This is a genomic window from Croceicoccus bisphenolivorans, assembly GCF_001634625.1.
GTDB classification, from domain to species: Bacteria; Pseudomonadota; Alphaproteobacteria; order Sphingomonadales; family Sphingomonadaceae; genus Croceicoccus; species Croceicoccus bisphenolivorans.
In genome coordinates, this window is record NZ_LRSE01000003.1 from 167,402 (window position 1) to 191,307 (window position 23,906).

The 23,906-nt window shown below is 62.5% G+C and carries 25 protein-coding genes; 10 read left to right on the forward strand and 15 right to left on the reverse strand.

What is annotated here, in order from left to right; all coding sequences use genetic code 11:
* Positions 1-27 precede the first annotated feature (27 nt).
* Both A7A77_RS03985 and lepA read right to left on the reverse strand, forming a co-directional pair.
* Positions 28-1,032, reverse strand: a complete 1,005-nt coding sequence (locus A7A77_RS03985) for a ParA family protein (protein ID WP_066553968.1) — start codon at positions 1,030-1,032, stop codon at positions 28-30.
* 390 nt (positions 1,033-1,422) lie between these two features.
* Complete coding sequence (gene lepA / locus A7A77_RS03990) at positions 1,423-3,240, reverse strand: translation elongation factor 4 (RefSeq protein ID WP_066553970.1); 1,818 nt, start codon at positions 3,238-3,240, stop codon at positions 1,423-1,425.
* Positions 3,241-3,372: 132 nt separating this feature from the next.
* On the opposite strand from lepA, the gene A7A77_RS03995 reads away from it, so the two are divergent.
* Together A7A77_RS03995 and A7A77_RS04000 are read left to right on the forward strand one after the other, a co-directional pair.
* Positions 3,373-4,188 carry an alpha/beta fold hydrolase gene (locus A7A77_RS03995; protein WP_066553973.1) on the forward strand — a complete coding sequence of 272 codons (816 nt, stop codon included), beginning with the start codon at positions 3,373-3,375 and terminating at the stop codon, positions 4,186-4,188.
* 79 nt (positions 4,189-4,267) lie between these two features.
* Complete coding sequence (locus A7A77_RS04000) at positions 4,268-5,584, forward strand: FAD-dependent oxidoreductase (protein WP_066554465.1); 1,317 nt, start codon at positions 4,268-4,270, stop codon at positions 5,582-5,584.
* A 24-nt stretch (positions 5,585-5,608) separates the two neighbouring features.
* Here A7A77_RS04000 and A7A77_RS04005 read toward each other — a convergent pair whose 3' ends face one another.
* Positions 5,609-5,998, reverse strand: coding sequence for a hypothetical protein (locus tag A7A77_RS04005; protein WP_066553977.1), 390 nt, complete (start codon positions 5,996-5,998; stop codon positions 5,609-5,611).
* 370 nt (positions 5,999-6,368) lie between these two features.
* Positions 6,369-7,505 (reverse strand): DNA polymerase III subunit beta, encoded by a 1,137-nt coding sequence (gene dnaN / locus A7A77_RS04010; protein ID WP_066553983.1) that lies wholly within the window; start codon positions 7,503-7,505, stop codon positions 6,369-6,371.
* 275 nt (positions 7,506-7,780) lie between these two features.
* Between dnaN and A7A77_RS04015 the strand changes: the two genes are divergently transcribed.
* On the forward strand, positions 7,781-8,341 hold the full coding sequence (locus A7A77_RS04015; protein WP_066553986.1) for a hypothetical protein: 561 nt from the start codon (positions 7,781-7,783) through the stop codon (positions 8,339-8,341).
* 37 nt (positions 8,342-8,378) lie between these two features.
* Here the strand turns inward: A7A77_RS04015 and fabG are convergent, their stop codons facing one another.
* From fabG to A7A77_RS04030, 3 genes are read right to left on the reverse strand one after another with little or no spacing between them, the layout of a single operon-like run.
* Positions 8,379-9,128: a 3-oxoacyl-[acyl-carrier-protein] reductase gene (gene fabG / locus A7A77_RS04020; protein WP_066554468.1), complete on the reverse strand. Its 750-nt coding sequence runs from the start codon at positions 9,126-9,128 to the stop codon at positions 8,379-8,381.
* Between the two features lie 19 nt (positions 9,129-9,147).
* Positions 9,148-10,083 (reverse strand): ACP S-malonyltransferase, encoded by a 936-nt coding sequence (fabD, locus tag A7A77_RS04025; RefSeq protein WP_066553989.1) that lies wholly within the window; start codon positions 10,081-10,083, stop codon positions 9,148-9,150.
* Positions 10,084-10,110: 27 nt separating this feature from the next.
* The gene (locus A7A77_RS04030; RefSeq protein ID WP_066554472.1) at positions 10,111-10,971 is read right to left on the reverse strand and encodes an LD-carboxypeptidase; all 861 of its coding nucleotides are present in this window, start codon (positions 10,969-10,971) and stop codon (positions 10,111-10,113) included.
* Positions 10,972-11,037: 66 nt separating this feature from the next.
* On the opposite strand from A7A77_RS04030, the gene A7A77_RS04035 reads away from it, so the two are divergent.
* Positions 11,038-12,483, forward strand: a complete 1,446-nt coding sequence (locus A7A77_RS04035) for a glutamate ligase domain-containing protein (RefSeq protein WP_066553994.1) — start codon at positions 11,038-11,040, stop codon at positions 12,481-12,483.
* 4 nt (positions 12,484-12,487) lie between these two features.
* On the opposite strand, the gene A7A77_RS04040 is transcribed toward A7A77_RS04035, so the two are convergent.
* Positions 12,488-13,003, reverse strand: coding sequence for a GNAT family N-acetyltransferase (locus A7A77_RS04040; protein ID WP_066553997.1), 516 nt, complete (start codon positions 13,001-13,003; stop codon positions 12,488-12,490).
* Positions 13,004-13,239: 236 nt separating this feature from the next.
* Between A7A77_RS04040 and A7A77_RS04045 the strand changes: the two genes are divergently transcribed.
* From A7A77_RS04045 to rplI, 4 genes are all read left to right on the forward strand, one after another.
* Entirely contained in the window at positions 13,240-13,836 is a 597-nt protein-coding gene (locus A7A77_RS04045; RefSeq protein WP_066554000.1) for a tetratricopeptide repeat protein, read from the forward strand.
* A gap of 358 nt (positions 13,837-14,194) precedes the next feature.
* On the forward strand, positions 14,195-14,551 hold the full coding sequence (gene rpsF / locus A7A77_RS04050; protein WP_066554478.1) for a 30S ribosomal protein S6: 357 nt from the start codon (positions 14,195-14,197) through the stop codon (positions 14,549-14,551).
* Between the two features lies 1 nt (position 14,552).
* Positions 14,553-14,777 (forward strand): 30S ribosomal protein S18, encoded by a 225-nt coding sequence (gene rpsR / locus A7A77_RS04055; RefSeq protein ID WP_066554477.1) that lies wholly within the window; start codon positions 14,553-14,555, stop codon positions 14,775-14,777.
* An 11-nt stretch (positions 14,778-14,788) separates the two neighbouring features.
* Entirely contained in the window at positions 14,789-15,391 is a 603-nt protein-coding gene (rplI, locus tag A7A77_RS04060; RefSeq protein WP_066554002.1) for a 50S ribosomal protein L9, read from the forward strand.
* A gap of 70 nt (positions 15,392-15,461) precedes the next feature.
* Here the strand turns inward: rplI and A7A77_RS04065 are convergent, their stop codons facing one another.
* Positions 15,462-16,151, reverse strand: a complete 690-nt coding sequence (locus A7A77_RS04065) for a winged helix-turn-helix transcriptional regulator (RefSeq protein ID WP_066554004.1) — start codon at positions 16,149-16,151, stop codon at positions 15,462-15,464.
* Positions 16,152-16,258: 107 nt separating this feature from the next.
* Here A7A77_RS04065 and A7A77_RS04070 point away from each other — a divergent pair, with 107 nt between their 5' ends.
* Complete coding sequence (locus A7A77_RS04070) at positions 16,259-16,522, forward strand: UrcA family protein (protein ID WP_082835884.1); 264 nt, start codon at positions 16,259-16,261, stop codon at positions 16,520-16,522.
* Positions 16,523-16,546: 24 nt separating this feature from the next.
* On the opposite strand, the gene A7A77_RS04075 is transcribed toward A7A77_RS04070, so the two are convergent.
* A complete protein-coding gene (locus A7A77_RS04075; RefSeq protein WP_066554008.1) occupies positions 16,547-17,647 on the reverse strand; it encodes a transporter family protein in 1,101 nt (366 codons plus the stop codon).
* Positions 17,648-17,707: 60 nt separating this feature from the next.
* Positions 17,708-18,088 (reverse strand): DUF2946 family protein, encoded by a 381-nt coding sequence (locus A7A77_RS04080; protein ID WP_066554015.1) that lies wholly within the window; start codon positions 18,086-18,088, stop codon positions 17,708-17,710.
* Positions 18,089-18,221: 133 nt separating this feature from the next.
* Between A7A77_RS04080 and A7A77_RS04085 the strand changes: the two genes are divergently transcribed.
* Positions 18,222-19,661, forward strand: coding sequence for an AMP nucleosidase (locus tag A7A77_RS04085; RefSeq protein ID WP_066554018.1), 1,440 nt, complete (start codon positions 18,222-18,224; stop codon positions 19,659-19,661).
* A 35-nt stretch (positions 19,662-19,696) separates the two neighbouring features.
* Here the strand turns inward: A7A77_RS04085 and A7A77_RS04090 are convergent, their stop codons facing one another.
* The 4 genes from A7A77_RS04090 to egtB form a co-directional block, all read right to left on the reverse strand.
* The gene (locus A7A77_RS04090; RefSeq protein ID WP_066554021.1) at positions 19,697-20,446 is read right to left on the reverse strand and encodes an alpha/beta fold hydrolase; all 750 of its coding nucleotides are present in this window, start codon (positions 20,444-20,446) and stop codon (positions 19,697-19,699) included.
* Positions 20,446-21,471: an aspartate-semialdehyde dehydrogenase gene (locus A7A77_RS04095; protein ID WP_066554024.1), complete on the reverse strand. Its 1,026-nt coding sequence runs from the start codon at positions 21,469-21,471 to the stop codon at positions 20,446-20,448. The genes A7A77_RS04090 and A7A77_RS04095 overlap by 1 nt, the downstream gene beginning before the upstream one ends.
* Before the next feature lie 135 nt (positions 21,472-21,606).
* Positions 21,607-22,605 carry an L-histidine N(alpha)-methyltransferase gene (egtD, locus tag A7A77_RS04100; protein WP_066554027.1) on the reverse strand — a complete coding sequence of 333 codons (999 nt, stop codon included), beginning with the start codon at positions 22,603-22,605 and terminating at the stop codon, positions 21,607-21,609.
* 24 nt (positions 22,606-22,629) lie between these two features.
* Positions 22,630-23,874, reverse strand: a complete 1,245-nt coding sequence (gene egtB, locus A7A77_RS04105) for an ergothioneine biosynthesis protein EgtB (RefSeq protein WP_066554029.1) — start codon at positions 23,872-23,874, stop codon at positions 22,630-22,632.
* Positions 23,875-23,906 lie beyond the last annotated feature (32 nt).

Genomic DNA, 23,906 nt, shown 5'->3' on the forward strand with positions numbered 1-23,906 from the left:
GGATGGGGGGGGAGCGAGAACGATGTTTTAAAATTCAGGGTCGATAACAGCCTCCAAAGTCTCAACTATATCGCTGAAATGGTCCCTGCTATCCTTAGCCTTCGTAATGTGCGCACCATTCAGCCCGTCACCGCTATTACAATAGAATATCGGCTTTTTGGCATCCATAGAATACGGTATCAGACTATGCAGGTTGGGGATTTGCCCGAGCTTGTAGTCAGCCCCCTCCCATGTAACGACTTGATTTATCTTTTCCAATTTTTCGACGATGTTTTTCTTTATAGCCGGAACCAACTCATCGCCATAAATCTGCCACCCGCGAGTCATGCCAGAAGGATTTGATCGAATATTGTGCTGCTGGATAACGTACCCCAAATATGCGGGACTACCTGAAGGAATAGATAGATTAGAATTTGACCAAGACGAGTTGACCTGGTCCCAATCCTTTCTCCAAGAAAGAAGCTTGTTTCCTAAATTTTCAGTACCCTGAATAGAAAAAAGATCAGGTGCGACCGGAGTTATAAAGTAATCTGATGTCGCTAATACTGCCCTGTTAAGCGCTCCGAGGTTCGGACCCAAATCTATTAATACGAGATCTGCATCTACCTTGTCAGCGGCCGAATGAATATAACGATGAATAGCTGATTGCGCTCTTATATCTGGCTCGCTACCACCCTTTGCCGAGTTCCAAGTATCGCCCAGTCTATCTTCGAAATCGCTGAGGCGTAGGTCACCCGGTACAATAAAGAGATCGCCCCGGGAATGTAAGGCGCGAGAAGGTGCACGCGCACGTATATCGCCAGTTGTACGATATACAGGCTCGATATTTCGAAAGATGCTATTACCTTCGATCGACCATGATCTGCGGATTTCGGCGTCAGAAAGGCTATATGCTGTCAAGTTGCACTGGCTATCACAGTCAACCATTAATACAGTGTTACCTCGTTCCGCCAATATATGCGCAACGTGGTACATGTATGTGGTCTTACCGACCCCGCCCTTATTGTTGAAGATGCTTAAAATCGTCGTCATATCGTCACCTCTAGGCAGGGGCTTAGATGAGACGATTGCATTACGCCAGACCTTAACAATTTAAGTCCAGCAAAAAGGTTTGCTAACTCAGGCACCCCCACAGTGCCGCTAGTCGCGACACGAGGTTGCCTCGTGATTGAGACCCGACAACAAAGGGAACGTCAAGAGGGCCACAACCAACTAGTCACTGCATGACCCGGAATAATCAAATGACAAGCATCCACTCATACGTTTAAAGGAACAAGAAAAACCCAGCCACGGCAAAGCCGCGGCTTGACGTCGAAGGGCACGGCGCGGGCTTAGGCCCGCCCGGCCCCCGGCCGTAATTACAGCCTCTCGCATCTAAGGTTCCGATTGCTGCGCAATCGGCCCCTTATATGCGGGGCTTCATTATTCCTCCCCCATCCGCAGCGCCGCAATAAACGCCTCCTGCGGGATGCTGACGTTGCCATACTCCCGCATACGCGCCTTGCCCTTTTTCTGCTTCTCCAGCAGCTTCTTCTTACGCGTGATATCGCCGCCATAGCACTTCGCGGTAACGTCCTTGCGCATGGCAGAGATCGTTTCGCGGGCGATGACCTTGCCGCCGATCGCGGCCTGGATCGGGATCTTGAACAGGTGGCGCGGGATCAGGTCTTTCAGGCGTTCGCACATGCCGCGCCCACGATCTTCGGCAACGCCGCGGTGGACGATCATGGATAGTGCGTCGACCGGATCGCCGTTGACCATGATGGTCATCTTCACAAGGTCGCCTTCGCGAAGGCCGATCTGTTCGTAGTCGAAGCTGGCATAGCCGCGGCTGATCGATTTCAGGCGGTCGTAGAAATCGAACACCACTTCGTTCAGCGGCAGTTCGTAGGTTACTTGCGCGCGGCCGCCGACATAGGTGAGGTCGCGCTGGATGCCGCGACGGTCCTGACACAGTTTCAGGATGGAGCCGAGGTATTCGTCGGGGGTGTAGATCGTGGCCTTGATCCACGGTTCCTCGATCGTCTCGATCCGGCTGGGATCGGGATAGTCGGCGGGGTTGTGCAGGTAGATCTCGCCCGCGTCTTCCGTCCGGCTGGCGCGCAGTTCGATGCGGTAGACGACGGACGGCGCCGTGGTGATCAGGTCCAGATCGTATTCGCGGCTCAGGCGTTCCTGGATGATTTCGAGGTGGAGGAGGCCGAGGAAGCCGCAGCGGAAGCCGAAGCCCAGCGCGGCGCTGGATTCCATTTCGAACGAAAAGCTGGCGTCGTTGAGGCGCAGCTTCGCGATGGATTCGCGCAGCTTGTCGAAATCGGCGGCATCGACGGGGAACAGGCCGCAGAAGACGACCGGTTGCACTTCCTTGTATCCGGCCAGCGCCTTCGTCGCGCCGTTCTTCACCGTGGTGATGGTGTCGCCGACCTTGGCCTGTTCGACTTCCTTGATCTGCGCGGTGATGAAGCCGATTTCGCCGGGGCCGAGTTCGGGCAGGTCGGTACGCTTGGGCGTGAAGCAGCCGACGCGGTCGATCAGGTGTTCCGTCCCGCCCTGCATGAACTTGACGTTCAGGCCCTTCTTGATGACCCCGTCCATCACGCGGACAAGGATGACGACGCCGAGGTAGGGGTCGTACCACGAATCGACCAGCATCGCCTTTAACGGGGCGGCGCGGTCGCCCGACGGGGCGGGGATCTTGGCGACGACCTGTTCAAGGATCTCCTCGATCCCGATGCCGGACTTGGCGCTGGCCAGCACGGCTTCGGACGCATCGATGCCGATGATGTCCTCGATCTCGGTCTTCACCTTCTCCGGCTCTGCGGCGGGAAGGTCGATCTTGTTGATGACGGGGACGATCTCGTGGTCATGCTCGATCGACTGGTAGACGTTGGCAAGGGTCTGCGCCTCCACCCCCTGTGCCGCGTCGACCACCAGCAGCGCGCCTTCGCACGCGGCGAGGGAGCGGGACACCTCGTAAGCGAAGTCGACGTGGCCGGGCGTGTCCATGAGGTTGAGCTCGTAGGTCTGCCCGTCCTTCGCGGTGTAGTTCAGGCGCACGGTCTGCGCCTTGATGGTGATGCCGCGCTCTTTCTCAATGTCCATGTTATCAAGGACTTGTGCACTCATCTCACGCTCTGTCAGGCCGCCGGTGAACTGGATCAGCCTGTCAGCCAGCGTCGACTTGCCATGGTCGATATGGGCGATGATGGAAAAATTGCGGATCTGCGCGAGTTCGGTCATGCGCGCGCCATTAGCGGTTGGCGGGTTATATGTCAGCAGGGAACGTCGCGCACCGTTCCATCATGCAATTTGCGCAATTGATCCAGAGTCCGCTGTCCGCACGCGCAATAAGCTGCTAGCGCCCGATCCCTCATGGCATTCACGTTTCGCAAGGTCACCGTCGAGGGACTGACTCTCCGGGTAGGGCGCAGGGGCGCCGGGGCAGCGCACGATTCGGTGCCGCTGCTGATGCTGAACGGTATCGGCTTCAACGCCGAACTGATGGAGCCGCTTTCGCGCCAGTTTCCCGGCCGGCCGATCATCTGCGCCGACATGCCCGGTTGCGGCCAGTCGCCCGATCCGGTGCTGCCCTACACGATCCCGCGCATGGCCCGCGCGATGGTGACGCTGATGGATCGCGAGCTGCCGGACCGTCCTTTCGACGTGCTCGGCTTTTCGTGGGGCGGCGCGGTCGCACAACAGATCGCGGTAACCGCGCCGCGCAAGATGCAGCGGCTTGCGCTCGTGGCCACGACTTCGGGACTGCCGCTACCGGTCGCCAATCCGGAAGTGCTGCGACGGCTGCTCGACCCCACCGAATATATCCAGCCTGCCAAGCTGACAGAGAATTTCCATGCGCTGCTGCACGAAGGCGGCGCAAGCGCGGGATTGCTGCGCCGGTTCATGGCGCCAACGCCAAATGGCGTGGGTATTCAGGTGGGCGCGCTGGCGGGCTGGACCGCTGCGCCATTGCTGCCGTTTCTGCGCATGCCGGTGCTTCTGGCGGGCATGGTTGAGGATATCATCGTCCCCATCGCGCACCAGCGGGCCCTTGCCTGCCTCATCCCGCAGGCGGCCACGCTTGAAATCCGGCAGGGCAATCACCTGCTGCCGCTGGCCGTGCCGGAGAAGATCGGGCCGCAACTGGCCGCGTTCTTCGCTGAAAAGAGCGTGTTGACCACAGCCTGACGGGCCGCCCCCCTTCCCTTTTCCCGCGCAGGCGATAGCTTTCGAACAATGGGATGACCTTCACGAAAGGGGAATGGCGTTGCGGCACATTGCGGTGATCGGCTCGGGTCCGGCGGGCTACTACACGGCGGAAGCGGCGCTGAAGCATTGGGGGGAGGATATCAGGGTCGACGTGTTCGACCGGCTTCCCGTTCCCTACGGCCTTATCCGCACCGGCGTCGCCCCCGATCACCAGACGATCAAGGCGGTTTCGGGCCGGTATGAAAAGACGGCGCTTACCGAAAATGTCCGCTTTGTCGGCAATATCACCATCGGATCAGACATCTCGATCGAAGAGTTGCAGGAGCTTTACGACGCCGTCGTGATCGCCACCGGCGCGCCGCACGATCGCAAGCTGGGCATCGGGGGAGAGGACCTTCGCGGCGTCTACGGCAGCGCCGCATTCGTCGGCTGGTACAATTCCCACCCGCAGTTCCGCAATCTGGACCCCGATCTATTGGGCGAAACGGCGGTCGTCATCGGCATGGGCAACGTCGCGCTGGACGTGGCGCGGATCCTTTCAAAAACCGATGAGGAGTTTCAGGGATCGGACATCGCAGCCCACGCGCTGGACATCCTGATGCAATCGAAGCTGAAGCGCATCGTGCTGCTGGGCCGGCGCGGACCGCACCAGATCATGATGACACCCAAGGAGCTGGGCGAACTGGCAAGGCTGGAACGAGCCAGCCCGCGCGTCGATGCGGCGGACCTTCCCGAAGAGGGCGACGATGCCATGCTGGAGCCGGGCCTGCGCAAATCGGTCAACCACTTGCGCAGCTTCGCCGCCATTCCCGAGCATATCCACGCCGACAAACCGATCGAGGTGGACTTCGACTTCTTCGCCAGCCCCGTGTCGATCCTTGGCAACGGAAAGGTGGAGGGGATCGAAGTCGAACGCACGGAGGTAAAGGCGGGGCGCGCCGTCGGCACCGGCGAAACCTATACGATCCCCTGCGGTCTGGTGGTCAGCTGCATCGGTTATCACAGCGCCAATATACCAGGGGTCCCGTTCGATGAGCGCTTGGGCCGCTTCGCCAATGACGAGGGGCGCATCCTGAACGGCCTCTATTGCGTGGGCTGGGCGCGGCGCGGGCCAACCGGCACGATCGGCACCAACAAGCCGGACGGCTTTGCCATCATCGAAAAGATAGTCGAGGACATGGACGCCGGCCTGCTTGGCAGGGGCGGCAAGAAAGGCCGCGCGGGCTTCGACGAACTGGCACAAGGCCGGTGCCTCGACATCGTGACCTTCCGTGACTGGAAGAAGATCGAGGAAGCCGAAGCCGCCGCCGCCCGCGACGGTTCCCCGCGCGAGAAATTTGCCGATATCGAAGCGATGATCCGGGCGGTGAAATAACCACCCGGAAACGGCATCAGCCGATCAGCGCCCGTCGCCCGCAGCAGGGTTCGCGGCAGGTGCCGGCTGCAATCCCTTGATCGTCATGTCGAGACGCTGGCCGAAGGCCTGTGCCAGCGGCGCGCAGGTTGAATTGGCTTCCTCGACATTGCCGAGGATCGTCATCACCGTGTCAGGCTTGATGTGGGTCTCGATTTCCTCACCGGTCCGGCCTTCGTAGCGGCCCATGAAATAGCTCATCATGAAGCCAAGCCCGCGCTTCTTGCTCTCGTCCTGTTCCTGCGAACTGGCGACAAGCGCCCATGTCGCGCAGCGCAAGTCCGGGTCCGTGGTTCCCTGCGCGGCAGCGGCGACAGGCAATGCCGACAGGCCGAGCGCGACAGCGGCGGATGCAAAGGCGATGTTGCGGATCATAAGCTACTCCAGTTTTCCGGCGTTGCCCTAGCCTGCACCGGCAAGCCACGGCAACCGCCTCGCGCGGGGCATTGGACGGACCGACCTTACCCCAAGCTGAAGGAGAGATGATCGCAGTCTATTGAAGGCCCCTCAAGCGCCGGGCGGGGCGCATCCGCGCCCCTTGGCTACGCCGCAATAAGCGGCGGCGGCCGGTCGGCCTTGCGGGAGTCACCTGCGGTGCCCCGAATTCCAGCTCTCTACCGGACTACCTGATTGGTCGAGACGACAGCGAAAATGGTGTTCGATTGCGACCCGGAGCGCAGCGACCTTAATGGTCGTGAGCACCGGAAGCGCAAGCGGGCGCCATTTACAGCCGAGTATCGGGCAATCAAACCCGCATCGGCATCAAAACATACAAGGCAGGGCTTTGATCATTCTGCCGGATCAGCGTGGGCGAACCGGAATCGGCCAGGTGCAGCTCGACATTGTCGCCCTCGATCTGGGCAAGGATGTCCTTGAGGTAATTGGCGTTGAAGCCGATCTCCATCCCCTCGCTGCCGTAGGCCGCGGCGATTTCCTCTGCCGCGGTGCCGTTGTCGGGCGAAGTGACCGACAGCGTCACGCGGTCGTTGTCGACCGCCATCTTCACCGCGCGGGTCTTTTCGGTGGCGATCGTTGCCACGCGGTCCACGCCGGAGAAGAACGACTTGGGATCCAGCTTCAGCAGCTTGTCGTTCCCCGTCGGGATGACGCGGCTGTAATCGGGGAACGTGCCGTCGATCAGCTTGCTGGTGAGGACGATGCCGCCCTCTCCGCCCAGTGTGAAGCGGATCTTGCTGGCCGAAAGGTCGATCTGCACATTGTTGTCGAGCGATTCTTCCAGCAGCTTGCGCAGTTCGGCGACGCATTTGCGCGGCACGATCACGTCGGGCATGCCCTGCGCGCCTTCGGGGCGGGGGATGGTGAAACGGGCAAGGCGGTGACCGTCGGTCGCCGCGGCCTTCAGCACCGGCTGTCCGCCCGGGCCGTCGTCGGCCACGTGGAAGAAGATGCCGTTGAGGTAGTAGCGCGTTTCCTCGGTGCTGATCGCAAAGCGGGTGCGATCGATCAGCTGCGCCAGCGTGGCGGCAGGAACCTCGAACGTGGTGGGCAGGTCGCCTTCCACGATCACGGGGAAATCGTCACGCGGCAGGGTGGGCAGCTGGAAGCGGCTGCGTCCGGCCTTCACCACCATGCGGTTGTCCGCGGTTTCAAGGCTGACCTGCGAGCCATCGGGCAGCTTGCGGGCAATGTCGAACAGCAGGTGGGCCGATACGGTGATCGCGCCGGGGCTTTCCACCGATGCGGCGGGCATAGATTCCACCACCTGCAGATCAAGGTCGGTCGCCATGACGCGCACGGTGCCGTCGGCCTTCGCCTCGATCAGCACGTTGGACAGGATCGGGATCGTGTTGCGGCGTTCCACCACGGACTGCACGTGGGAAAGGCTGTGCAGCAGGGTCGCCCGTTCGATCGTCGCCTTCATTTCAATCAGATCCCCCTTTGCCCGACGGGAAAAAGGAATCCGACCGGGCAGAAATACGGTCAAACTTTCCTAGCGGATGGTCAGTGTCGGACAAGGCGAACGGAAAGGGAACAGGTCGATTCTGGGGATAAAAGGGGGGATGAGGGCGCGGAACTCGCCGGATTGGCATCCCCGCTTGCCGCGTGGCGGGCCGTCCGGTGGAAAATCGGTGCCAACAGGCGTATCGTGGCGGCGGTCGCATCAACGATCCTCTGGACCGATAAGGAGGAAGCCACATGCGCTACATCCACGCAGTAGCCACCTTCGGCTGCGCCCTGATCGCCGCATTCCCGTCAACCGCCATCGCTGCCGAAGAAACCGGCAACGCCGGAACGGACAGCGCGAGCCTGATCGCCAACGCCCGAAGCGCCGGCCCGCCATCCGTCAGCGCGGAAGCCACCGTCGTCAATGGCGCGGGCAATGTCCTGCACGAAGGCAGCAACGGTTTCGTATGCCACCCCATTTCGGCCAGCACCGGCCCGATGTGCAACGATGCCCAATGGGAAGCGATGATGGGCGCGATGATGGCCGGAAAGCCATTCACGCCGACGACGTTCGGCATATCCTACATGCTGCAGGGCGACCGCGGGGCCAAGGGCGTCAGCAACATCGATCCTGCCGCCCCGGAACCGACGCCGGACAACGACTGGGTGATCGAAGGCCCGCACCTGATGCTGATCCTGCCCGATGCGGCGATGCTGGAAGGGGTTTCGACCGATCCGGCGGACCCGATCTACGTGATGTGGAAAGACACGCCGTACCGGCATGTCATGGTGCGGGTCGCGCCTGCGGAGTAGCTTTCAGGCAACTACAGGCGCGCGCCGCACGATAACATCAGATCATCGCCATGCCGCCGTTGACGTGCAGTGTCTGGCCGGTGACGTAGCCCGCTTCCTTCGACGCGAGATAGGCGACTGCCGCGCCGATATCCTCGCCCTCGCCCATGCGGCCGGCGGGGATGCGCTTGTTCAGCTCGTCCTTCTGCGCGTCGGGCAGAACGTCGGTCATCGCCGTGCGGATGAAGCCGGGGGCGACACAGTTCACGGTGACGTTGCGGCTGGCCAGTTCCTGCGCAAGGCTCTTGGTCAGGCCGGTCAGGCCCGCCTTGGCCGCGGCATAGTTCATCTGGCCGGGATTGCCGGTGGTGCCGACGACGCTTGTGATGGAAATCATGCGCCCGAACTTCGCCTTCATCATCGGGCGCGTGGCGGCCCGCATCAGGCGGAACGCGGCGGACAGGTTGATGTCGATGACCTGCTGCCAGTCCTCGTCCTTCATCCGCATCATCAGCCCGTCACGGGTGATGCCGGCATTGTTCACCAGGATGTCCAGCTTGCCCAGCGTATCGATCGCCGCGGGGACCAATTCCTCCACCTGCACCGTATCGGACAGGTTGCAGGTGATCTCGACATGATCGCCGCCGATCTCTTCGTTCAGCTGATCGCGAAAGGCGCGCAGCTTCTCCCCGTTCGAACCGGACAGCGCGATCCGCGCCCCCTGACGCGCCAATGCAACCGCGATCGACGATCCGATCCCGCCGCTGGCCCCGGTGACGAGCGCGGTCATGCCCTCTAGCGAAAACATCTTTTCCATCAGTAGCCCCTCAAAGTTCGCTGGCCAGCGCATCCATGTCCTCCATCGTCACCACGCTGGTAACGACGGCATCGGGGAAGGACCGCTTGATCATCGGGGCAAGCACCTTGCCGCCCAGTTCCACGAAATGCGTAACGCCCGCAGCGCCCATGCCGATCGCGCTTTCGCGCCAGCGGACGCGGCCCGTCACCTGTTCGACCAGAAGGCGATGAATCTCGCCCGGATCGGCAACCGGCTGCGCGGTGACATTGGCAAACACCGGCAGGATCGGCACGGCGGGCGGTGTTGCGGCAAGGGCCGCGTCCATCGCCTCTGCCGCAGGGCCCATCAGCGGGCAGTGAAACGGCGCGGAAACCGGCAGTTTCACGCCGCGCTTGATGCCGAATTCCTTCACCAGCGCGATGGCGCGGTCGATCGCTTCGGCATGGCCGGACAGCACCACCTGCGTCGGATCGTTGTCGTTGGCGACAGTGCAGACCTGACCTTCGGCTGCGGCAGCGGCCAGTTCGCTCGCCTTGTCGATATCGGCACCCAGCAGAGCGCACATCGCGCCCACGCCCACCGGTACAGCCGCCTGCATCGCCTGTCCGCGCAGTTTAAGCAGCTTTGCCGTTTCCGCGACGGAGAACGAGCGCGCAGCACATAGCGCGGTATATTCGCCAAGGCTGTGGCCCGCGACGAAATCGCCCTTTTCATTAAGCGAAACGCCGAATTCGCGGCCCAGCACACGCACCACCGCCATGGCATTGGCCATGATCGCGGGCTGCGCATTCTCGGTCAGGGTAAGGGCCTCTTCGGGTCCCTCGGCCATGATCCTTGCAAGGTCCTGCCCCAGCGCGTCGTTGACTTCCTCGAAAACTTCGCGCGCGGCGGCGCTTGCGGTGGCAAGGTCCACGCCCATGCCTACCTTCTGGCTGCCTTGCCCCGGGAAAACGAAAGCTCTCATGCTCAAATCTCCTCTTGGCCGTGCCGGTTAGGCAGGCGGGCGGGCGCGGGCAAGCCCCAGCGGCAATTTCCTGTCGGCTTTGCCGAACGGAACGATGCGGTTGGCATAGTCATGCCCGATGTCGGCGCGGCCCAGAAACGGGATCGTGGCACGCGAACACCAGTCGCGCGCGATTTCCAGCGCGGTCGAACCGAACGGGCGGTCGTTTTCGGGAACATCGCTGACGCGGCCCAGCCGCAATCCATCGATCTGCATGGGTCCAAGCGTCTGGACAAGGTGGAAGAACAGCCGGTCGACCGCGTAGAGATGTTCGCTCACTTCCTCCACCATCACGACATGGTGGCGCAAGTCCGGCATCAGTTCCGTACCCGCCATCATCGCCAGCGTGGTCAGGTTGAACGCCACGGTCGGATCGTTGCCCAGCGTGGGTTCCAGCGTGGCAGGGTCACCGGTCAGCCAGCCGAGCACGCGGGCGATGGCCTCCTCCCCCCGCTCCCGCTTCACATCCAGCGGCATCGGCGCGTGGACCGGATGGCCGATGCCCGCCTTGTACAGGGCGCCCAGAAGGTAGCCGCCGTCGGAGGAACCGAGAAACACCTTGTCGTCCGCCTCTCGCGAAAGGAATGTCACCGCGGCCTGCGCAATGCGGTTGGAGCCATAGCCCCCGCGCGCGAACCACACGGCGTCGATGGAAGGATCGTTGGCAACGTCCAGCAAGGCGTGAAGCCGCTGTTCATCATTTCCGGCGAAATGCCCGTCCGATGCGAAGCACTGGTCGTGGAACACCAGCTCGACATCGGGAAACCGCTCCGCCACGGCCATGACGGGCGCGACGAGTTCGCGCGGGAAGCTTGCCGAAGGGGCGCAGATGCCGACACGAATAGTCATGATGCGGTGGCTATCCCCCCCACCCCCGATTGCCAAGCGCGGCATGAGGCAATAGCCACACCTTCGATGACCGATACCCACTTCTCCGAAGCCCAGGACCTCTCCGGCCGCCCGTTCTTCTTCTGCGGGATCGGCGGATCGGGCATGTTGCCGCTGGCCTGCATCCTGAACGCACGCGGCGCGAAAATCGCCGGATCGGACCGCAGCCGCGAACAGGGCCGCACGCCCGAAAAGTTCGCATGGCTGGAAGCGCAAGGCATCGACCTGTTCCCGCAGGACGGCAGCGGGATCACCAGCGCGGACCAGGTGCTGGTCGCCAGCGCCGCCATCGAGGATACCGTGCCCGAAGTCGCACGGGCCAAGGCGATGGGCTGCCTGCGCGCCAGCCGCGCCGAACTGCTCTCCGCCCTGTTCAACGCCGCGCCCAGCTCCATCGCCATCGGCGGCACCAGCGGGAAATCGACCGTCACCGGCATGACCGGCTGGATCATGACGCAGGCAGGCACGGATCCCACGATCATGAACGGCGCGGTGATGAAGAACTTCGTCGCCCCCGACGTACCTTTCGCCAGTGCGCGGGCCGGACGCGGCAAGGTCTTCGTTTCCGAAGTGGACGAAAGCGACGGTTCCATCGCGCTCTACCGCCCTTCGGTCGCGGTGCTGCTGAACGTGACGCTGGACCACAAGGGGATGGACGAGTTGCGTGTGCTGTTCGGCGACTTCCTTGCCGCCAGCGAAGTTGCCGCGATCAACGCCGACGATCCGGAGGCACTGGCCCTGCTGCCGCGTGCGAAACGCGCGCTGACGTTCGGCATAGAACAGGAAAAGGCCCAGATCGGCATCGTGGCCGGCTCCATCGCCGACGGGCCGACCCGGCAGGCCGCAACGGTGATCGACCGGCACGACGGGGCGGAATATCCGCTCGTCCTGCAAGTGCCGGGCCGCCACAACCTGTCCAATGCACTGGCCGCCATCGCGGCGGCGGTCTGCGCGGGCGTTCCGGTCGGTGACGCCGTGGCGGCGCTTGGATCGTTCACGGGGCTTGCGCGCCGGTTCGACGTGGTCGGCACCAGCGCATCCGGCATCGCGGTGATCGACGATTTCGGACACAACCCCGACAAGGTCCGCGCCACGCTGCGCACGCTGCGCATGCATGCCGGCCGCGTCATCGCCTTCTTCCAGCCCCACGGTTTCGGCCCGATCCGCCAGATGGGCCGCGAACTGGCGCAAGTCATGGCCGAGGAACTGCTGCCGGAAGACCGCGTGATCCTGTGCGATCCGGTCTATTTCGGCGGCACCGTGGACAAGTCACTGGGCAGCGCGGAACTGGCGCAATGGATCGCGGAAGCGGGTGGTCAGGCCGAACACATCCCGTCACGCGATGCCTGCGCCGATCGCATCGTGGAAATCGCGAAAGCCGGCGACCGCATCGCCATTATGGGCGCGCGCGACGATACCCTCAGCACTTTCGCCAAGGGCATCCTCGACCGGCTGCCCCACGGCGGCGCCTAAGCCGTCAGAACGTCTTCGTCAGCACCACCAACCCGTGGTCGTCGTTGAACGGCCGGGGTTCGAAGCCGCGCTCGCGCTCCAGTTCGATGGCGGCGTGGTTATCGCGGTCCTCGATAGCGATCACCTGCTTCAACCCGCGTTCCTTCGCCGCCCCACCCAACACATCCAGCATGGCCCACCCGACCCCGCGCCCCTTGTAATCGGCGCGGACGGATACCGCGATCTCGCCCACTTCCATCCGCGTGTCGCAAGCCAGCATCGCCGTTGCGACGAGCGCCCCGTTCGCGGTGTCAAAGGCAAGGAAATTCTCCGTCTGCCAGTGATCCACCTCGACCAATGGCGCAATCTGGTCATGCCCGACATGCGCTTGCGCGCTGAAGAAGCGGAAGCGGCGGTCGTCGTCGCTCACGTTGTCGAAGAAGTCTTCGAGCGCCGCTTCGTCACGCGGCTCGGCGGGACGAACCGCAAGGTGTACGGAATCGCGCGTTACGACGGTTGTTTCAGCAGCAATCATGCTCATCGATTGTCTCCTCGGCCTCATGTGCCGGAGCCAGTGCCGGCGATGGGGTGGAGATTACCGGCGATGTTGCATCTGCGAATTGATCTGCCGCAAGCGCCGCGCGTGATGATTTCGTCGGGTTGGTTGCGAAATCTGCAACGCGGGGGCATTGAAAGATAAGGGCAATTGGGGAGTGCAAAGCGGACTTTGATGATATTCGGGACAACGTCGTGCGCTGATTCGGGAGGGATCGCCGAATGTCTGATTGGTATCGCCAGATCGAATGGAACGACGAGATCGCGCAAGCCTTCTTCAGCTGCCTGGAACGGGCGCGCAACAAGGCCCAGTATCTGAATATCCAGGCCTACACGTTGCTGGCCTCGCATCCCGCGGTTGCGGCTGAATTGTGTCGCAAGGTGCTGACGCTCGACACACCGGACCAGCATGCACGAGCGGGATTGTACCTTGGGACCGCGCTTGCGGCGTCGGGCGACATCGACGGCGCAATCGCAGCATTGGAAGACGCAATCGAAACCGAACGAAACCATCCGATGCATCGAACTGGTGCGTACATGGATCAGGCTCTTCTCGTTGCGGTCAGCAAGCGTTCCGATATGTACGATCGGGTGCGCACGCGACTGGAAGAGCACCATGCCTTGCCATTGGACGAACAAATGCCCGCCGTGCTGATTGCAACATCTCTCATCGGGGCGGAACGCAGTGACGACGTCGGGCCGACAGCCGCTGCCGCGCTGGCGGCATTGGACACCATGGAGCCGGGCGATAGCGAACTTCCAAGCTTCCTGAATTTTCGTGACATCCGAAATCGGCTGGTAACGATAGCAGAGGGTTAGTATCCGCAAACGCCGTCTGGTCGTCGGCGTTATTTTCCTACATCGTGCGCAGGCACTACACCTTCGCACCATGCTCATCGCCCCGGCCAGCCCGATTTCCCCGACACCCTGTCACCCAGTCGCTGTGCTTCAAAACCCCCGGTTTTCTGCGGTTCACGCGCTGGTCGATCCGGGTGACAGGGTGTCACCTTTGTCACCCTGCACGACATGCCTTGCTGCCCTTTGTGCTTGCCTTTTGGCCGGAATCGGCTATGCGCCCGGCTTCTCCGCCGTCCAGCGGGGAAAGCAGAAGGCCGGAGGGGCCTTGCACATCCGGTGCAAAGGTCAGCCGATCGGCATAGATACAAGGACAAGACGCATGCCGCTTTACGAGCATGTGTTCCTGGCGCGCCAGGACCTGAGCCAGGCTCAGGTCGATGCGCTTGCGAACACCGCGACCGAAATCGTCGAGGCCAACGAAGGCAAGGTCACCAAGATGGAGACCTGGGGCCTGAAGAACCTCGCCTACAAGATCGAGCGTAACCGCAAGGCTCACTACGTGATGCTGAACATCGACGCCCCCGCCGGTGTCGTTGCGGAACTCGAACGCCAGACCCGTATCAACGAAGACGTCATCCGCTACATGACCATCAAGGTCGAAGAGCACGAGGAAGGTCCCTCGGTGATGATGCGCAAGAACGACCGTGAACGCCGCGGCCGCCGGGGAGATCGCTGAGATGGCCCGTCCGTTTTTCCGCCGCCGCAAGTCCTGCCCGTTCTCTGCCAAGAACGCTCCGGCAATCGACTACAAGGACGTGCGCCTGCTGCAGGGCTTCATGTCCGAGCGTGGCAAGATTGTGCCTTCGCGCATCACCGCCGTCTCCGCCAAGAAGCAGCGCGAGCTGTCGAAGGCGATCAAGCGCGCACGCCAGATCGGCCTGCTGCCCTACATCGTTAAGTAAGGAGCGGATCCATGGATATCATTCTGCTCGAACGCATCGAGAAGCTGGGCTCGATCGGTGACGTCGTCACCGTGAAGGACGGCTATGCGCGCAACTACCTCCTTCCCGAAAAGAAGGCCCTGCGCGCGAACGAAGCCAACAAGAAGGTCTTCGAAGCGAACCGCGAACGGCTGGAGGCTGAAAACGCCGAACGCCGCACCGACGCTGCAAAGGCCGGCGAAAAGCTCGATGGCACCGAGATCGTCCTGATCCGCGCCTCGTCGAACGCCGGCCAGCTCTACGGCTCGGTCAACGTCCGCGACATCACCATCGCGCTGAAGGACAAGGGCTTCGACGTCGACAAGAAGCAGGTCATCATGGGCTCGCCCATCAAGACCATCGGCATGTTCGACGTGACTATCGCCCTGCACCCGGAAGTGCGCGTCACGGTCAAGACCAACGTCGCCCGCTCGGATGACGAAGCCTCGCTGCAGAGCGAAGGCGTCGACGTCCTTGCCGCGATGTTCGAGGAAGAAGCACAGGAAAAGGGCGGCTTCACCGAAGCCTTCGACCCGAACGCCGAACCCGGCGAAATCGCGGTCGAGGAAGAGGTCGAGGGCGAAGAGGAGGCCTGAGCCTTCCCAGCCATCGGCGCTTCATGAAAAAGGGCGCGGGGAGCAGATCGCTTCCCGCGCCCTTTTCACGTCAGCTTGCCGCCATCGGAGAGTGCGGAAACCAGCGGTGGACCGACTGGACCAGATCTCGCGGACCGTCGATCAGCAGCGTTCCTTCCTCGACCGCAGCCCGAACCTCCACCTCGCCCCGCCACAGCGCGATCAGGTCGGCAAGTCCGCAAGTCAGGTAGACATCGACATCCTTGCCCGGATCGTCGCAACACAGATCGACAGAGTGCCCTGCGGCAACGATCCACCACGCCGGATACCGCTCTGCATCCTTCAGCCCGATGCGGATGACCGTTTCGCCATCGGGCAGTTCCGATACTGCCAGGCATCGGTGCAGGTCCCACATCAGTGCCCCGATATCGACATCTCCCTCCCGCACGTTGCGGGCCGCCCACTTCATGCCCCAAACGGCAAGCTGCTCCACGATCGGCTGCAGTTCCCGCCCCGAAGGGGTCAGGCGATAGGTCGGGGATGTCGCACCTGCCCCTTCGCGCCGCACTATGATACCCTGCTCGCACAGCGTTTTGAGCCGGGCGCTGAGCACGGCAGGAGAGATGCGCGGGATCGCCTGCGCCAGGTCCGAATAACGGCGCGCACCGAGCAGCATTGCCCGCACGATCTGCAGCACCCACTTGTCGCCGATCAGGTCCGCCGCCTTGCTGGCGGGGCAATGCGTATCCGGTTCCGGGCACTCTCCAGGTTCCGCATCCATCGCCCGCCCCTTTCGCGCTACGGATTCCATAGCCGCCTGCTATGCCCCGCGAACTATAGCCGCGATCGCATCAAGTCCAAAATCTCCTGCATCAAAGGAGAAGGACGATGCCACGTACGACCACCATCATAATCGCTACCAGCCTTGCGCTGGGCATCACCCAACCCGCAATGGCGGAAGACAGCACTGTCACGTTCAGCTTTACGCAGGTCGAACTGTCCCACCGCGAAGCGCTGGACCGCCGTATCGTGCAAGCCGCCATGTCGGCCTGTGACACATCGGCGATGACAGCGCCCGCCATCCGCCGCCAATGCCGCCGCGAAGTTGCCCGTGAACTGCGCGCGAAAGTCGCCGAAAAGGCGCAAGGGTAGTCCCCTTGCGCCTTCCCGTTCACGTCAGAACGTCTGGCTTAGGCCCACTGACAGCCTCCAGTCCTGCGGCATCTGGATGCCGTTCCGGTCCTGATGCACGGGCACCACGATCTCTGTGGAGAGTTGCGGTGCTCGCGTGCCAACCGGAAGCAGCCAGTTGAAACCAAGGCCTAGCGACACGGTGTCTCCGCCGTAGTTTTCCTGACGGTCGGCCGGAGAGGAATGCTTGTGCGGCCCGTCGTAATGGCCACCGATCGACCCTTCATGTTCGTATTCGGCCCGAATGGTCGCCCCCAGCCCCTGCGCCAGCAAATAGCTGCCCCACACGCTCACTTGCGCCTTGTCGCCAAACGCAAATCCCGCATCATTGCGGGCAGCCGTCCGCCAGCGGTAGGACCCTTGGAGGCCCCAGCCTGCCGCGCCTTGCGAACCGGATACGGTGACGGACGGCTCCAGATCCCATGTCCCGCCGCCCGGCTGCATCATGTAGTGCACATAAGTCCCGTCGGCATTCTTCCGCTCGGTCGAACCGGTCGGCAGCCACAGCCCCAGCGTAGCATGGGCCCGCACGCGACGATCCTGCATCAAACGGTAGGAGGCTGACACTAGCGTATCGCCGAAACCTTCCGTGCCGTGCGCATGGGTTTGGCCATATCCCAGCGACATGGCGTGGCCAGAATGTCCATCGCTCATGCCCATGTCCATATCACCCGCCATGGGGTCGATCCCGACCATCTCCATGCGGTGCCACATGTAATGCGGCATCACCATCAGCGTGACCTTGTCCGAAGGTGCGTACATCAGGTCGAGCATGACCATGTCCATTTCCATGGACTGGGCGCGCACGGTGTAGCCTGCGGCAAGGATATCGGCATCGGCGATCGTGTCGGTGCCGCTGATGTTCTCGCCCGAATAGCGGCGACGCTCGAAGCGAAGGCCGATCATGGCCTCTCCGCCTTCGTGCATGTGGTCATTCATCAGCCCGGCGCTCGGGTGGAGCAACGGGGATGTGACCGTGATCTCGGGGTTTTCAGCGGAGGACGAAAGCCCCGCTGTTTGTCCATGCGCCAAGGGTGCGCCAGCGATGAGCAGTGCCGCAGCACCGCTCGTAAGAAGCGTTTTCATTGCAATATTTCCTGTCTGAAAAATGGTCCGGCCCTGCGCCAAGATGCGCGGGCAATCGGGTCAGACAGGAAGCGGCGGGCCTCTGGCAGGCGGAAGAAGTCGGGGCGGCGCTGTAGAGAACGGACGAACCGGGTGCGGTGTGCGGATCTCTACAACCGGATCGGGCGCTACAAATTGCGGCGATGGCGGGGTTGTAATCGCGGCTTGGGCAAATCCGGCGAAGGCGCACGGCGCCTGGTTCTTGTGATCCTTAGCCTTGTCGTGCTTGGCCGGAAGCGGGATGCGCCATGTCGCATCCGAATTGCAGATGCCGACGACGATTTCGTCGCCCTTCGCCTGCGCCATGTACCCGGTGGGCATGACCGCGCGCATGAAGATGGCAGCTGCCAGCAGCAGCCAGACCCATGCGCTAGGGCGTTGCAGGCGAAGCATTTTTCGCATCGTGGCAGCCCGCTAGACTGTCGCACGGCAAGCGCCAAGCAAAATGATCAAACTGCCGCCACCTGTTCGATGTCGATGCCGATTGCGACAACACGCCTTTGAATTGTCACGCATCCGGCGCTAGATCCCATCCATGAAGAACACTTCGGAAATCATTGCCGAGATCACCCGGATCTACGACGCGGCGAAGAACAGCCTTCGCGCCGACCTGCTGGCCTTTGCGCGAGACGGAACCCGCCCCCATGCGGCCAATCGCAGCGATGGCACCTACGCCTATCCCGAAGTGCGCCTGAAGTTTCGCGAAAGCGATGCCCCCGCCACGGTCAGCCGCGCATTCGGGCGACTGACCCGGCCCGGCACATATGCCACGACCGTCACGCGGCCCCGGCTGTTCGGCGATTACCTTGCCGAACAATTGTCATTGCTAATTGCCGATTACGGCGTCGAGATCGAAGTCGGCCGGTCGCGGCAGGAGATCCCGTTCCCTTACGTCGTCGATGGAGAGGCAGGCGCCGTGCTGGCAGGGGTCAGCCCGCTGGAACTTGCGCGCCATTTTCCCGCCACCGAACTGTCGCTGATCGGGGACGAACTGGCCGACGGGATCGACGCTTTCGAGCCGAGCGACCCGATGCCGCTGTCCCTGTTCGATGCCCTGCGCACGGATTTCAGCCTCGCGCGGCTGGAGCATTACACAGGGACCAATCCCGAACATTTCCAGCGTTTTATTCTTTTCACCAACTACCACCGCTATGTCGACGAATTCGTGGACTGGGCCGGCGGGCAGCTGGGCGAAGGCGGCTTTTCCGCGTTGGCAGGTGCCGGCGGCATGATGCTGACCGAAAAGACCGGGAACGCGCGGGTGCGCCTGTCCGACACCGCTTGGCGGCGTCACCAGATGCCGGCCTATCACCTTGTCGCGCCCAACCGCGGGGGCATTACGCTGGTCAACATCGGCGTCGGCCCGTCCAACGCGAAGACGATTACCGACCACCTCGCGGTCCTGAGGCCAGAGGCATGGCTGATGATCGGCCATTGCGGCGGGTTGCGGCCCAGCCAGAAGATCGGCGACTATGTGTTGGCCCATGCCTACTTGCGCGACGATCATGTGCTCGACGCTGTCTTGCCGCCCGAAATCCCGCTTCCCGCCATTGCAGAGGTTCAGCAGGCACTGGCCGGTGCTGCCGAAGAGATCAGCGGCACGGCGGGTGCAGACCTGAAGAGGCGTATGCGTACGGGCACGGTCGTCACCACCGACGACCGGAACTGGGAACTTCGCGTGACCAAGACCGGACATCGCCTGTCCCTGTCACGCGCGGTCGGGATCGACATGGAATCCGCAACGATCGCGGCACAGGGCTATCGCTTCCGCGTGCCCTACGGAACGCTGCTCTGCGTGTCGGACAAGCCGATCCACGGCGAACTGAAGCTGCCGGGACAGGCCAACCGCTTCTACGAGCAGGCGATCGCCAGCCACCTGCAGATCGGCATCCGGTCGTGCGAATTGCTGAAGGCGGAAGGCGACCGGCTGCATAGCCGCAAGCTGCGCGCATTCAACGAACCGCCGTTTCGTTGAACAGCGGGGGCAACGAGCCGCCGTTCCGCTAAGGATCAGTCCGCGAAAAAGCGCACCAGTTCCTGCCCCAGCGCGGGTTCGGAAACGCAGCTCATGTGCGTGCCGGGAATCTCGGCAAACGTCGCGTTGGGCAGCTTTTCGACCAGCGTTTGGGCCGAACCGTTGTCGTTGTCCTTGTCGCCGTTGATGACCTTCGTCGGCATCGTCACGGCGGAAAGGTTCGACAGGTCGGTGCCCTGCATGGAAGTCAGCAGCGCGCGGGCGGCAACGCGGTCCACTTTCTGCGTCTTCATGAAGCTTTTCGCGAAGAACGCGGCGTCGCCCATGCGGATTTCATCGAACCGGTCGATGGCATCCACGAAGAAGGCGATACGCTTGTCCCAGCCGGCCAGCCCTTCCCAGCCCATGCCGACCAGCGCCAGCCGTTCGGGCCGCACACCGTCGATCACGGCATTGAGAGAGGTGCGCGCGCCGAGCGAGAAGCCCGCAAGATCGAAAGTGCCAAGTTGGTAGTGCGAGATCACCGCGCGCAGGTCGTCGACCAGCACGTTATGCGCATAGTCCCCGTGCGGAGCCTCCGACAGGCCATGTGCGCGCAAGTCCGGCATGATCACGTCGAACCCGGCATCGGCCAGCATCTGCGCCGTGCCGAACTTGATCCAGTTCACCTCTGCACTGGAAAACAACCCGTGCAACAGCACGATCGGCTTTCCCGCGCCCGTGCGGTGGACGGCAAGCTTCGTGCCGTCCGCCGCCGTGACGTTTTCGAGAGCAGGTGCGGTCATCAACCCTTCTTGAGGTGGCGGCGGCCCAGCAGTTCCGCGATCTGCACCGCGTTGAGGGCCGCGCCCTTGCGCAAGTTGTCAGACACGCACCACAGCGCGAGGCCGTTGTCGACCGTCGGATCTTCGCGGACGCGGCTGATGAACGTGGCATAGTCGCCCACGCATTCGACCGGCGTCACGTATCCGGCGTCCTCACGCTTGTCGACGAGCATCACGCCCGGCGCTTCGCGAAGGATGTTCTGGGCCTGCTTTGCCGAGATTTCTTCCTCGAACTCGATGTTGAGCGATTCGGAGTGGCCGACGAAGACCGGCACGCGCACGCAAGTGGCGTGGACCTTGACCTTGGGGTCGAGGATCTTCTTCGTTTCGGCGACCATCTTCCACTCTTCCTTGGTGGAACCGTCGTCGAGGAAGACGTCGATGTGCGGGATCACGTTGAAGGCGATCTGCTTGGTGAACTTCTTCGGTTCCACCTGATCGCCCACGAAGATCGCACGGCTCTGTTCGAACAGCTCGTCCATGCCCGCCTTGCCCGCGCCGGAAACCGACTGGTACGTGGCGACGACGACGCGCTTGATCTTCGCCGCTTCGTGCAGCGGCTTCAGCGCGACGACCATCTGCGCGGTCGAGCAGTTGGGGTTCGCGATGATGTTCTTCTTCGTATAGCCGTCGATCGCGTCCGGGTTCACTTCCGGCACGATCAGCGGCACGTCCGGGTCCATGCGGTAGAGCGACGAGTTGTCGATCACGACGCAGCCCGCAGCAGCAGCCTTGGGCGCATATTCGGCCGTCGGGCCGGAGCCCGCCGCGAACAGGGCGATGTCCCATCCGGAGAAGTCGAAATGCTCGATGTTCTTGCATTTGAGCATCTTGCCGGTTTCGCCGAATTCAATCTCGGTGCCGGTCGAACGGGGCGAAGCGACGGCGGCGATCTCGTCAATCGGGAACGCGCGCTCTGCCAGGATGGTGAGCATTTCGCGACCGACATTTCCGGTCGCACCGACGACGACTACCCGGTAACCCATTTCAACTACTCGCTGCATATGTTCGCGCGGAAACACCCGCACGATTGCGGGGCCGCTAAGGGAGCGCTGCCGTTAGCCCCGATAGTGCCGCTGCGCAAGTTCGCAACTGCAATGAAACTGCCACGATTGCGCCGTTCAGGGCGCCATGCGCAGCGGGCTTGCTTCCGCAAGGATCAGCATGAAACGATCTTGCGCATCGCGCCAGTGGCTTACCGGCGTCCAGCCGCCCGCCAGCAGAAGCGCGTTGGCGCTGCGGCGGGTGTACTTGTGGCTGTTTTCGGTATGGATCGTCTCGCCCTTGTGCATGGTGAAACGGCGGCCGCAGACGGAAAAGGCAAGATCGCGGCGGGCTTCCAGATGCATCTCGATCCGGGCAATGTCATCGTTCCAGATCGCTCGGTGAATGAAGTCTCCGACGGGAAGCGTACCATCCAGTTCTCGATTGATGCGATGCAGGACGTTTAGGTTGAACGCCCCCGTCACGCCGCGGGCGTCGTCATAGGCCGCCTCCAGCACGGCTGTATCCTTCACACGGTCCATGCCGATCAGCAGCTTCGCAGGCTTTTCCGCCCCGTCGCAAAGCGTGTTGCGCATTTCGCGCAGCAGATCGACCGCCGTGCGCGGGACAAGATTGCCGATGGTCGAACCGGGAAAGAAGCCGAGGCGCGGCATGCCCGCAATCGCGGCGGGCATCGTGACCTTCTTGGTGAAATCGGCCTCTACCGGGCACACCGGGATCGAGGGGAACTTCGCGGCCAGCTGTTCTGACGACGCGCGCAGGAAATCTCCGGAGATGTCGATCGGAACATAGGCCGCCGGATCGATCGCCTGCAGCAGAAGCGGTGTCTTTGCCGAACTGCCCGAACCGAATTCGACCACTGCCGCCCCTGCCCCGATGGCATCGGCAAACGCCGCGCCGTTGTCTTTCAGGATCTCCGTTTCGGCACGTGTCGGATAGTATTCGTCGAGCTTCGTGATTTCCTCGAACAGTTCCGATCCGCGCTCGTCATAGAACCAGCGGGCGGGGATTGCCTTCCGGTCCTGCGACAGGCCCTGCAGAACGTCGTTGCGAAAGGCGCGGTCGATGCCGCTGTCATCCTCGTCGATGATGCGAAGTGCTTCCTGAACCGGCATTGGCGCTCCTTGATATCCTTCGCCCTAGCTATCCTTCGCAAGGCGCAGGCCGGTGAACTGCCAGCGCTGGTGCGGATAGAAGAAGTTGCGGTAGCTGGCCCGCGAGTGGCCGCGAACCGTGGCGCAGGACGCGCCTTTCAGAACGCACTGTCCGCTCATGAACTTGCCGTTGTATTCGCCGACCGCGCCTGCGGCAGGGCTGAAGCGCGGGTAGGGAAGATAGCCGCTGCGCGTCCATTGCCAGACAGAGCCGAACAACGAAGAAGTCGCACGCGGCAGGACGGGCCCAGCCTCGTCCAGCTGGTCGCCCGATGACGGGTCTTGCGTGGCTGCCAGCGCTTCCCATTCGAACTCGGTCGGCAGGCGGTGGCCCGCCCAGGAGGCGAAGGCATCAGCCTCGAAATAGGAGATGTGCGTGACTGGCGCATCGCCCTCGCGCTTCTGCCATCCGGCATGCGTGAATTGCTCGTCATCGTGCCAGTAAAGCGGTGCTGCGATACCCTCGCGCTGAACCCACGCCCAGCCGTCGGAAAGCCAGAGAGCGGGATCACGGTAGCCGCCGTCCGCGATGAATTGGTCCCACTGCCCGTTGGTGACGAGGCTGCGTGACAGCGCGAACGGTTCGAGGAGGACGCGGTGGCGCGGGCCTTCGTTGTCGAAGGCGAAGCCGGTGCCGTTATGGCCGATCTGGGCGATGCCGCCCGGATATTCGATCCACCCTTCGTTCAATTCCTGAAATGCCGGTGCAGGCTCTGCGTAGATCGCAGGACCGAGCGGGTTCTGGAACAGGGCGTGCTTGATATCCGTCAGCAGCAGTTCCTGATGCTGCTGCTCGTGCGCGACGCCCAATGCGATCAGGTCCGCGCAGTCTTCGCGCCCCAGCAACGCTTCCATCGCCTCGTCAACGGCGTGACGGAAAGCGATGACTTCCTCCAGCGAAGGCCGCGACAGCATCCCGCGCGAGAAGCGACCGATGCGCGAGCCTTCCGCCTCGTAATACGAATTGAACAGGAACGGATAACGCTCGTCGAAACGCGAATAGCCGTCGAGATGGTCGCGCAGCAGGAATGTTTCGAAGAACCATGTCGTATGCGCGAGATGCCACTTCGCGGGGCTGGCATCCTCCATCGACTGGATCGTCGCGTCCGCATCGGACAGCGGCGCGACAAGCGCCTCGCTCAGCGCACGGGTGCGCCGGAACCGCTCTGCCAGCGTGGGGGTCGCCTGCCTTGAGGTGTCACGGGCGACCTTGCGGTGGGCATTTTCCATGCCCCTACAATGCGCCAGACGCGTTACGGTTG

Excerpts from the sequence above, each read along its gene's own strand:
- A7A77_RS04090 (WP_066554021.1), bottom strand. The coding sequence starts at position 20,446 with ATGACCGCACCTGCTCTCGAAAACGTCACGGCGGCGGACGGCACGAAG.
- rplI (WP_066554002.1), top strand. The coding sequence starts at position 14,789 with ATGGATATCATTCTGCTCGAACGCATCGAGAAGCTGGGCTCGATCGGT.
- A7A77_RS04095 (WP_066554024.1), bottom strand. The coding sequence starts at position 21,471 with ATGGGTTACCGGGTAGTCGTCGTCGGTGCGACCGGAAATGTCGGTCGC.
- A7A77_RS04080 (WP_066554015.1), bottom strand. The coding sequence starts at position 18,088 with ATGCGAAAAATGCTTCGCCTGCAACGCCCTAGCGCATGGGTCTGGCTG.
- dnaN (WP_066553983.1), bottom strand. The coding sequence starts at position 7,505 with ATGAAGGCGACGATCGAACGGGCGACCCTGCTGCACAGCCTTTCCCAC.
- rpsR (WP_066554477.1), top strand. The coding sequence starts at position 14,553 with ATGGCCCGTCCGTTTTTCCGCCGCCGCAAGTCCTGCCCGTTCTCTGCC.
- egtB (WP_066554029.1), bottom strand. The coding sequence starts at position 23,874 with ATGGAAAATGCCCACCGCAAGGTCGCCCGTGACACCTCAAGGCAGGCG.
- egtD (WP_066554027.1), bottom strand. The coding sequence starts at position 22,605 with ATGCCGGTTCAGGAAGCACTTCGCATCATCGACGAGGATGACAGCGGC.
- A7A77_RS04085 (WP_066554018.1), top strand. The coding sequence starts at position 18,222 with ATGAAGAACACTTCGGAAATCATTGCCGAGATCACCCGGATCTACGAC.
- A7A77_RS04005 (WP_066553977.1), bottom strand. The coding sequence starts at position 5,998 with ATGATCCGCAACATCGCCTTTGCATCCGCCGCTGTCGCGCTCGGCCTG.
- A7A77_RS03995 (WP_066553973.1), top strand. The coding sequence starts at position 3,373 with ATGGCATTCACGTTTCGCAAGGTCACCGTCGAGGGACTGACTCTCCGG.
- A7A77_RS04040 (WP_066553997.1), bottom strand. The coding sequence starts at position 13,003 with ATGAGCATGATTGCTGCTGAAACAACCGTCGTAACGCGCGATTCCGTA.
- rpsF (WP_066554478.1), top strand. The coding sequence starts at position 14,195 with ATGCCGCTTTACGAGCATGTGTTCCTGGCGCGCCAGGACCTGAGCCAG.
- A7A77_RS04070 (WP_082835884.1), top strand. The coding sequence starts at position 16,259 with ATGCCACGTACGACCACCATCATAATCGCTACCAGCCTTGCGCTGGGC.
- lepA (WP_066553970.1), bottom strand. The coding sequence starts at position 3,240 with ATGACCGAACTCGCGCAGATCCGCAATTTTTCCATCATCGCCCATATC.
- fabD (WP_066553989.1), bottom strand. The coding sequence starts at position 10,083 with ATGAGAGCTTTCGTTTTCCCGGGGCAAGGCAGCCAGAAGGTAGGCATG.
- A7A77_RS04075 (WP_066554008.1), bottom strand. The coding sequence starts at position 17,647 with ATGAAAACGCTTCTTACGAGCGGTGCTGCGGCACTGCTCATCGCTGGC.
- fabG (WP_066554468.1), bottom strand. The coding sequence starts at position 9,128 with ATGTTTTCGCTAGAGGGCATGACCGCGCTCGTCACCGGGGCCAGCGGC.
- A7A77_RS04035 (WP_066553994.1), top strand. The coding sequence starts at position 11,038 with ATGACCGATACCCACTTCTCCGAAGCCCAGGACCTCTCCGGCCGCCCG.
- A7A77_RS04015 (WP_066553986.1), top strand. The coding sequence starts at position 7,781 with ATGCGCTACATCCACGCAGTAGCCACCTTCGGCTGCGCCCTGATCGCC.
- A7A77_RS04065 (WP_066554004.1), bottom strand. The coding sequence starts at position 16,151 with ATGGATGCGGAACCTGGAGAGTGCCCGGAACCGGATACGCATTGCCCC.
- A7A77_RS04045 (WP_066554000.1), top strand. The coding sequence starts at position 13,240 with ATGTCTGATTGGTATCGCCAGATCGAATGGAACGACGAGATCGCGCAA.
- A7A77_RS04030 (WP_066554472.1), bottom strand. The coding sequence starts at position 10,971 with ATGACTATTCGTGTCGGCATCTGCGCCCCTTCGGCAAGCTTCCCGCGC.
- A7A77_RS03985 (WP_066553968.1), bottom strand. The coding sequence starts at position 1,032 with ATGACGACGATTTTAAGCATCTTCAACAATAAGGGCGGGGTCGGTAAG.